Genomic DNA, 8,373 nt, shown 5'->3' with positions numbered 1-8,373 from the left:
ATCAACATTCCTATTTCCGAAGTTTGAAAATCCTGCAACAATACTAGTACCACATTCATAATTTAAAGCACCTATTTCTAATACATTGTCAGAAATTTCATTTATTTTATCCATAGAGTCATTAGGATAATTATTCTCAATGTCCGTATCTTCAGAACTATTTCCTGCCGCGTGAACAATTAAGACATCTTTAGACGCAGCATATTTTATAGCATCGTAAACCCATTGTCTGTTTGGAGAATAGCTTTTTCCAAAACTTCCATTAATTACTTTTGCACCATTATCTACTGCATAACGAATGGCAAGTGCAATATCCTTGTCATACTCATCTCCGTTAGGAACAGCGCGAACTGCCATGATTTGTACATTGTTAGACGCGATTCCGTCTCCCCCTTTTTTATTATCTCGAACTTGTCCGATAATTCCTGCTACGTGAGTTCCGTGTTTTGCTCCTTCTTTTTTAGGACCTATAACATTGGCATTTCCGTATTTTTTATCGTTAATATCGTTTGGATTATCACCTACTATTTTACGTCCATCAAATTCAGTATTCAAATTATAATTTAATTGATCGTAAACATAATTTTTATATTCAACCATTTGATTATCAAACTCAGATTTTGGAGTTGTAGTCAATATTTGAGTAAACATTCCTTTGTATTGTGTCAGAGTTGGGTCTGTAGTTTGCATCGCTTTTACATCTGCTAATGTAAAATTATCTTTTTTAAGAAAAGTTCTAACAGCTTTATCGGCTCCGAGAAGCATATCAACTTGTTGTTTTTGAGGTGCTAATTCTGCCTTATTTTTTTCTAATTCAGCCGAAGCTGCTTGAAATTGTGCCGAACCGTCGTTCCCTTTTTTAACAATACGAGTCATTTCTAACTGCTCGTTATCTGCATCTCCAAGAAAATTCCAACCGTGTATATCATCAATGAAACCATTGTTATCATCATCTTTTTTGTTTCCAGCAATTTCTTTAGTATTTGTCCACACTACAGATTTTAAATCTTCGTGTTCAATATCAACTCCAGAATCTACAACTGCAACAATTATTTTTGTTCCTTTTTTTCCTTTTAATAATTCAGCATAAGCTTTATCTACACTCATTCCCGGAATAGTGTCTTTTGCTAAATCTAAATGACTCCAACGATTTAAATCTTTTTCAGAAATTGGCGTTGTCTTCAGTGGCATTTTGTCAATATTAGCAGGATTAGTCCCTACCATTCCCTTTGGAGCGCTACAACTAGCTAGTGTAAATGCAATTACTCCAGAAATAAAAATTGATCTTACTATTCTCATAACTTATTTTTTTGAATGTATTTTGGTATAAAAGTCTTAATTATTGTAACAAATCTAGTTTATTTTAACATTATGTTAGTATTTCTTGGCAAGAAAAAATGTCTTTCAATCGAATTCCTTTTTCGGTTTGCTCGACAGTTATCATTTCGTTGTGTGCGTCGTGTTCTAGAAATAAATAATAATTGTTTTCGGCTGCAGTAGTCAAAAATTTTGCTTTTTCAGGCAAAGTTAGCAATGGTCTTGTGTCGTAACCCATAACATAAGGCAATGGTATATGTCCTGCAGTAGGAATCAAGTCTGCACAAAATACGATTGTTTTATCTTGGTATTGAATATGTGGAATCATCATTTTTTCGGTATGACCATCTACAAAAAAAATTCCAAAATCTAATTCGGATTTAGACAAGAAATCACCATCATGTCTTTTAATAAAATTTAAATGACCGCTTTCTTGCATTGGTAAAATATTTTCTGAAAGGAAAGATGCTTTTTCTCTAGCGTTAGGCTTTGTTGCCCATTCCCAATGATTTTCGTTAGTCCAGAATTTTGCGTTTTTAAATGCTACTTCATAACCAGTTTTGTCTTTGTTCCATTGTACACTTCCACCACAATGATCAAAATGAAGGTGTGTCATAAAAACATCCGTAATATCATCGCGAGAAAAACCATATTTAGCCAATGATTTATCCATAGAATGGCTACCCCAAAGAGAATAATAGCCAAAAAATTTCTCCGATTGCTTGTTTCCCATTCCAGTATCAATCAAAATTAATCGATTTCCATCTTCGATTAAAAGACACCTTGCGGCAATATCTATTAGATTATTTTCATCTGCAGGATTGGTTTTATTCCAAATGGTTTTGGGTACAACGCCAAACATAGCGCCTCCGTCAAGTTTGAAATTGCCAGTTTCTATTGGGTAAAGTTTCATTTTTTTATTTTAAGACTGCAATTTAAGAAATATGATTCTTTTTAAAGGATTATCAATAAACTTTTTCTATCGTATTATTAGTTATAAAAATGTTATCAAACCTTGTAAAAAGCATTTTATGACTTATATTTGCAGTTAATTTAGACAAAATCAAAATAAGCATGATACAAGTTTCAGATACAGCAAGTAAGAAAATTGTCGATATGATGAAAGATGATGGTTTTGATGCTGCCAATGACTACGTTCGTGTGGGCGTAAAAAGTGGTGGTTGTTCAGGATTATCATACGATTTAACATTTGACAAACAAATTGGAGAAAACGATAAAGTTTTTGAAGATAATAATATAAAAATAGCTGTCGAAAAAAAGAGTTTTCTTTATTTAGCAGGAACAATATTAGAATTTTCTGGAGGATTAAACGGAAAAGGTTTTGTTTTTAATAATCCAAATGCAAGTAGAACTTGCGGATGCGGAGAGAGTTTTTCTCTTTAGTCGAATGTCGAAAGTCATCAAGTCGAAAGACTCGCTCTGCCTTTAAGACTTTAGACTTTCAAACTTTAAGACTTAATAAAAAATGTCAAAATACACAGAAGACGATTTAAAAATCGAACTCGAAACAAAAGAATACGAGTACGGATTTTACACTGATATCGAATCGGAAACGTTTCCTATTGGTTTAAATGAAGATATAGTGCGTGCAATTTCTTTAAAAAAAGAAGAACCACAATGGATGACCGATTGGCGTATTGAAGCTTTTCGTGCTTGGCAAGAAATGGTTGAACCCGAATGGGCAAATGTGCATTATTCAAAACCAGATTTTCAAGCTATTTCCTATTATTCGGCTCCAAAAGCTGTGGATCCAAACAAAACATTAGATGATGTAGATCCAGATTTATTGGAAATGTATAAGAAGTTAGGAATTTCTATCGATGAACAAAAAATGATGAACAATGTCGCAATGGATATTGTGGTAGATTCAGTTTCGGTAGCTACAACTTTCAAAAAAACATTGTCGGAAAAAGGAATTATTTTTTGTCCAATTTCTGAAGCCATTCGTGAATTTCCGGAATTAGTTCAAAAATATTTAGGTACAGTTGTACCGCAAAGAGATAATTTTTATGCGGCATTAAATTCAGCTGTTTTCTCTGATGGAAGTTTCTGTTATATCCCAAAAGGTGTTCGTTGCCCAATGGAATTATCAACTTATTTCAGGATAAATCAAGCGGGTACTGGACAATTTGAAAGAACACTTCTTATTGCTGATGAAGGAAGTTACGTTTCTTACCTAGAAGGTTGTACTGCGCCAAGTCGTGACGAAAACCAATTGCACGCTGCAGTTGTCGAGCTAATTGCTCTAGATGATGCTGAGATAAAATATTCGACCGTACAAAACTGGTATCCAGGTAACAAAGAAGGAAAAGGTGGTGTTTATAATTTTGTGACCAAAAGAGGAATTTGTGAAAAAAACGCAAAAATTTCTTGGACACAAGTCGAAACAGGATCTGCAGTGACTTGGAAATATCCATCATGTATATTAAAAGGAGATAATTCGATAGGAGAATTTTACTCAATTGCTGTGACTAATAATTTCCAACAAGCCGATACTGGAACCAAGATGATTCATATTGGTAAAAACACCAAATCGACCATTATTTCTAAAGGAATTTCTGCTGGAAAATCACATAATAGTTATCGCGGATTGGTTCGAGTAGGTGCTAATGCCGATAATGCTCGTAACTTTTCTCAATGTGACTCACTATTAATGGGAAATAATTGCAGTGCCAATACATTTCCGTACATCGAAAGTAAAAATACATCGGCCAAAATAGAGCACGAAGCAACGACAAGTAAAATTGGCGAAGACCAAGTTTTTTATTGCAACCAACGAGGAATTCCGACTGAAAAAGCCATTGCACTAATTGTAAACGGTTTTAGTAAAGAGGTTTTAAATAAATTACCAATGGAATTTGCTGTGGAAGCTCAGAAGTTGTTAGAGATTTCGTTAGAAGGAAGTGTTGGGTAATCAAGAAATGGAAAATAAGAAAGTAATTATAGTTGGATCTTCACGAAACAACGGAAATACAACCAAAATAGTTGATGCAATTGCTTCTCAACATGATTTTGATGTGGTTAATTTGAATAACTATCAAATATCTTATTATGATTACGAAAGTAAAAACAGAGAGGATGATTTCTTGCCGCTTATTAAATCGATAATAGAAAAATATGACACTTTAGTTTTTGCAACTCCAGTGTATTGGTATAGTATGAGCGGTGTTATGAAAGTGTTTTTTGATAGACTTTCGGATTTAATTCGGATAGAAAAAGAAACAGGAAGATTACTTCGTGGAAAAAAAGTAGCGGTATTATCCAATTCGCATGACAATGAAATAGATTTTGATTTTTATATTCCGTTTAAGAAATCGGCCGAATATTTAGGGATGAACTATCTTGGAGACAAACATTACAACGCAGACCAATTTACAGATACAGATAAAATAGAATTAGATTTTATATAAAACGATATGATGTTATCAATAAAAAATTTACACGCTTCGATTGAAGACAAAAAAATATTAAAAGGAATAAACCTTGAAGTAAGAGCTGGAGAAGTTCATGCAATTATGGGGCCAAATGGAGCTGGAAAAAGCACCTTATCCTCTATCATTGCTGGAAACGAAAATTACACAGTAACTAATGGTGAAATATTATTAGAAGGCGAAGATATTTCTGAATTAGCTCCAGAAGAAAGAGCACACAAAGGAGTTTTCTTGTCTTTCCAGTATCCTGTAGAAATTCCGGGAGTTTCAGTTACAAATTTCATGAAAACGGCCATCAATGAGTCTAGAAAAGCTAGAGGTCAAGAAGATATGCCAGCTAACGAAATGTTGAAACTTATTCGTGAAAAATCAGAATTATTAGAAATAGATCGTAAATTCTTATCTCGTTCCCTTAACGAAGGATTTTCTGGAGGAGAAAAGAAACGTAACGAGATTTTTCAAATGGCTATGCTTGAACCAAAATTAGCCATCCTTGACGAAACCGATTCTGGACTTGATATCGATGCCTTGCGTATTGTAGCAAACGGAGTAAACAAACTAAAAAGCAAAGACAATGCAGTAATCGTAATTACGCATTACCAACGTTTGTTAGAGTATATCGTTCCTGATTTTGTACACGTTCTTCACGATGGAAAAATTGTAAAATCTGGCGGAAAAGAATTGGCATTAGAATTAGAAGAAAAAGGATACGATTGGTTAAAACAAGAAGTTAACTAACATGGAATTGAAAGAAAAATTATTATCGTCATTTATGGCTTTTGAAGAAAAAATAGATTTTCATCAAGAGCTTCACGATGTGCGTAGTCAGGCTATAAAGAATTTTGAAAGTAAAGGATTCCCAACTAAAAAAGAAGAATCTTGGAAATACACCTCGTTAAATACCATTTTGAAAAATGATTTTAGCGTATTTCCTAAAAAAGAAAATTCTATTGAATTTAAAGAAGTAAAAAAATATTTTCTTCACGAAATAGACACCTTTAAAGTAGTGTTTATCGATGGGATATTTAGTTCTTTTTTATCTTCAACTACACATGATGGTTTGGATGTTTGCTTAATGTCATCGGCATTAAACAAGCCGAAATATAAAATGTACATCGACGAATATTTTAACAAAATAGCCAGTAAAGAAGAAAGTTTGACTTCCTTAAATACAGCTTTTGCTAGCGAGGGTGCTTATATAAATATTCCTAAAAGTAAAGTGGTCGAAAAGCCTATCGAAATTATTTATTTTTCCACAGGTTCAGAAGCTGCCTTGATGGTTCAACCACGTAACTTAATCATTGTTGGCGAAAACGCCCACGTGCAAATTATAGAACGTCATCAAAGTTTGAATGAGAATCCGGTATTAACGAATTCAGTTACCGAAATTTTTGCTCAAAAACGTGCTATTGTCGATTATTACAAAGTGCAAAATGATGTGCAAAATGCCAATTTGATTGACAATACTTACATCGCTCAAAAACAAGAAAGTAACGTATCTGTTCATACTTTTTCTTTTGGCGGTAACATTACAAGAAACAACCTGAATTTTTATCATCAAGGTGAAAGAATCGATTCTACGTTGAAAGGTGTTACAATTATTGGCGATAAGCAACATGTAGATCATTATACTTTAGTACAACACGCTACGCCAAACTGCGAAAGTCATCAGAATTACAAAACCATTCTTGACGGGTCATCGACAGGAGTTTTTAACGGCAAGATTTTTGTAGAAAAAGAAGCACAAAAAACCGATGCTTTCCAAAAAAATAACAACATTTTATTGAGCGACAAAGCCACAATTAATGCAAAACCACAACTAGAAATTTTTGCAGATGATGTAAAATGTTCTCATGGTTGTACAATCGGACAGCTAGATGAAAACGCAATGTTTTACATGCAACAGCGCGGAATTCCTAAAAAAGAAGCTAAAGCGTTATTGATGTATGCTTTTACAAGCGAAGTGACAGGAAGTATCAAAATACCAGAACTAAGAAGCAAAATTTCTCGAATCATTGCCGATAAATTAGGTGTGAAAATGGGATTTGATTTGTAAAAAAGAGGCAACTAATTTTTATTATTTAGCTTCTTTTTCAGTAGCGATAAATTTTTTAAACAGCTGAATCGTTTTCTCATTAATTTCTTGGTAAGATAACCTGTCTTTGCTTTGATAAAAAAACATAAAAGCATACGATTTAGTGTCAAGATTATCTAGAAGTAATTGTTTGTTTAAACGATATGTTTCTCGCAAAACACGTTTAAAATAATTTCTATCTACAGCTTTTTTGAAGTATTTTTTAGAAACCGAAACACCCATTTTTAGTTGTTCTTCATTTTCTAAAGTAATTGGAACATAAACTAATCGCAAAGGATATTTAGATACTGATTTTCCTTCAGAAAATAGTAAATCGATAGTATTCTTGCTTTTTAGCTTTTCAGTCTTTGGATAAGTGTAGTTCATCAACAATTATAAAAAAGCAAAAATACGAAGTTAAATTTTATGATTGTTTTAAAACATTTTTTTATTTAAATTAAAGAATCCCGAAACAAATACAATATTTGCTTCGGGATTCTTCTTTATGTCTATTTTCAGAATGCTTCTTATTTCTTAACAATCATAAACTCAGAACGTCTATTCTCAGCATGTTGTTCTTCAGTACAATCTTTACCACAGTTTTCTTTTGGTTCAGTTTCTCCAAAACCTTGTCCAGAAATTCTTTCGGCAACAATACCTTTAGAAATAACATATTGAACTGTTGATTTTGCTCTACGTACAGACAAACCTAAGTTATAACTGTCATCACCACGTGAATCGGTGTGCGATTTAGCAAAGATTACCATTTCTGGATACTGATTCATCACTGCTACTAATTTATCTAATTCTAAAGCCCCTTGTTGTGTAATGTTGCTTTTGTTAAACTCAAACTTAATTTCGTTTAGAATTACTTCAGTTTCTGTTACAATAGCTTCAATTGGAGCTAAATCAGTATTCATAGCAACTTCTCCTCCTTTGGATTTCTCCATTGTGAAAACATCGCTTGTATATCCGTCTTTATCTACATTAAGAAAATAAGCTTTGTCGCATTCTAGGTTAAAGTTAGCTTTACCCATATCATTTGAAACTCCATTTGCTACAACATTTTTCTTTTCATCTACAACTGTAATTGTTGTGTTAGATAAAAGCGCTCCTGTTTTTTTATCATGAACAGTTGCAACTAAATCTACCAAACAAACTGGTAAAGCTAAATAAATATCGTCACTTCCTTGACCTCCGTCCCGGTTACTTGATAAAAATCCTACTTTTTGTGTTTGATTATAAGTAAATCCGAAATCGTCTTTCTCTGTATTAATTGGTTTTCCAAGATTAATTGGTTCAGTGTTTTTATTCAAATCAACAGCAAAAACATCAAGACCTCCAAGACCAGTTCTTCCGTTTGAAGCAAAATATAATGTATTATCATCCGCAATAAACGATGATAATTCGTTTCCTTCAGTATTTACATTATCTCCTAAATTTTCTGGCTTACCGAAACTCCCGTCTTCATTTACACTAACTTTCCAAACATCTGTTTTTCCTAGCGTTCCTGGCATATCCGAAATAAAG

At 33.1% G+C, this 8,373-nt stretch carries 9 protein-coding genes; 5 read left to right on the top strand and 4 right to left on the bottom strand.

Annotated elements, in window-relative coordinates:
- Together ACHZC3_RS09975 and ACHZC3_RS09970 are read right to left on the bottom strand one after the other, a co-directional pair.
- Positions 1-1,299, bottom strand: a 1,299-nt coding sequence (locus ACHZC3_RS09975) for a S8 family serine peptidase (protein WP_394759717.1), incomplete at its 3' end; no start/stop codon positions are given.
- Between the two features lie 70 nt (positions 1,300-1,369).
- Entirely contained in the window at positions 1,370-2,230 is an 861-nt protein-coding gene (locus ACHZC3_RS09970; protein ID WP_394759716.1) for an MBL fold metallo-hydrolase, read from the bottom strand.
- Between the two features lie 161 nt (positions 2,231-2,391).
- Between ACHZC3_RS09970 and ACHZC3_RS09965 the strand changes: the two genes are divergently transcribed.
- The 5 genes from ACHZC3_RS09965 (at position 2,392) to sufD (ending at position 6,825) form a co-directional block, all read left to right on the top strand.
- Positions 2,392-2,721: a HesB/IscA family protein gene (locus ACHZC3_RS09965; protein ID WP_394759715.1), complete on the top strand. Its 330-nt coding sequence runs from the start codon at positions 2,392-2,394 to the stop codon at positions 2,719-2,721.
- Between the two features lie 82 nt (positions 2,722-2,803).
- Positions 2,804-4,252 (top strand): Fe-S cluster assembly protein SufB, encoded by a 1,449-nt coding sequence (gene sufB, locus ACHZC3_RS09960; RefSeq protein WP_394759714.1) that lies wholly within the window; start codon positions 2,804-2,806, stop codon positions 4,250-4,252.
- A gap of 7 nt (positions 4,253-4,259) precedes the next feature.
- On the top strand, positions 4,260-4,748 hold the full coding sequence (locus ACHZC3_RS09955; protein ID WP_394759713.1) for a flavodoxin family protein: 489 nt from the start codon (positions 4,260-4,262) through the stop codon (positions 4,746-4,748).
- 9 nt (positions 4,749-4,757) lie between these two features.
- Positions 4,758-5,507: a Fe-S cluster assembly ATPase SufC gene (gene sufC, locus ACHZC3_RS09950; protein WP_394759719.1), complete on the top strand. Its 750-nt coding sequence runs from the start codon at positions 4,758-4,760 to the stop codon at positions 5,505-5,507.
- A 1-nt stretch (position 5,508) separates the two neighbouring features.
- The gene (gene sufD, locus ACHZC3_RS09945; protein ID WP_394759712.1) at positions 5,509-6,825 is read left to right on the top strand and encodes a Fe-S cluster assembly protein SufD; all 1,317 of its coding nucleotides are present in this window, start codon (positions 5,509-5,511) and stop codon (positions 6,823-6,825) included.
- A 21-nt stretch (positions 6,826-6,846) separates the two neighbouring features.
- On the opposite strand, the gene rnpA is transcribed toward sufD, so the two are convergent.
- Both rnpA and ACHZC3_RS09935 read right to left on the bottom strand, forming a co-directional pair.
- Positions 6,847-7,230, bottom strand: a complete 384-nt coding sequence (gene rnpA, locus ACHZC3_RS09940; protein ID WP_394759711.1) for a ribonuclease P protein component — start codon at positions 7,228-7,230, stop codon at positions 6,847-6,849.
- Between the two features lie 140 nt (positions 7,231-7,370).
- Positions 7,371-8,373: OmpA family protein (locus ACHZC3_RS09935; RefSeq protein ID WP_394759710.1), on the bottom strand; the 1,003-nt coding region annotated here is incomplete at its 5' end.

The sequence above is a fragment of the Flavobacterium sp. genome (assembly GCF_043720215.1).
GTDB lineage: Bacteria > Bacteroidota > Bacteroidia > Flavobacteriales > Flavobacteriaceae > Flavobacterium.
Note: the sequence above shows the minus strand (reverse complement) of the source record. Positions and strands in the feature narration are given on the sequence as shown.

Coding starts and splice junctions, on each gene's coding strand:
- sufD (WP_394759712.1), top strand. CDS start 5,509: ATGGAATTGAAAGAAAAATTATTATCGTCATTTATGGCTTTTGAAGAA.
- sufB (WP_394759714.1), top strand. CDS start 2,804: ATGTCAAAATACACAGAAGACGATTTAAAAATCGAACTCGAAACAAAA.
- ACHZC3_RS09955 (WP_394759713.1), top strand. CDS start 4,260: ATGGAAAATAAGAAAGTAATTATAGTTGGATCTTCACGAAACAACGGA.
- ACHZC3_RS09965 (WP_394759715.1), top strand. CDS start 2,392: ATGATACAAGTTTCAGATACAGCAAGTAAGAAAATTGTCGATATGATG.
- ACHZC3_RS09970 (WP_394759716.1), bottom strand. CDS start 2,230: ATGAAACTTTACCCAATAGAAACTGGCAATTTCAAACTTGACGGAGGC.
- sufC (WP_394759719.1), top strand. CDS start 4,758: ATGTTATCAATAAAAAATTTACACGCTTCGATTGAAGACAAAAAAATA.
- rnpA (WP_394759711.1), bottom strand. CDS start 7,230: ATGAACTACACTTATCCAAAGACTGAAAAGCTAAAAAGCAAGAATACT.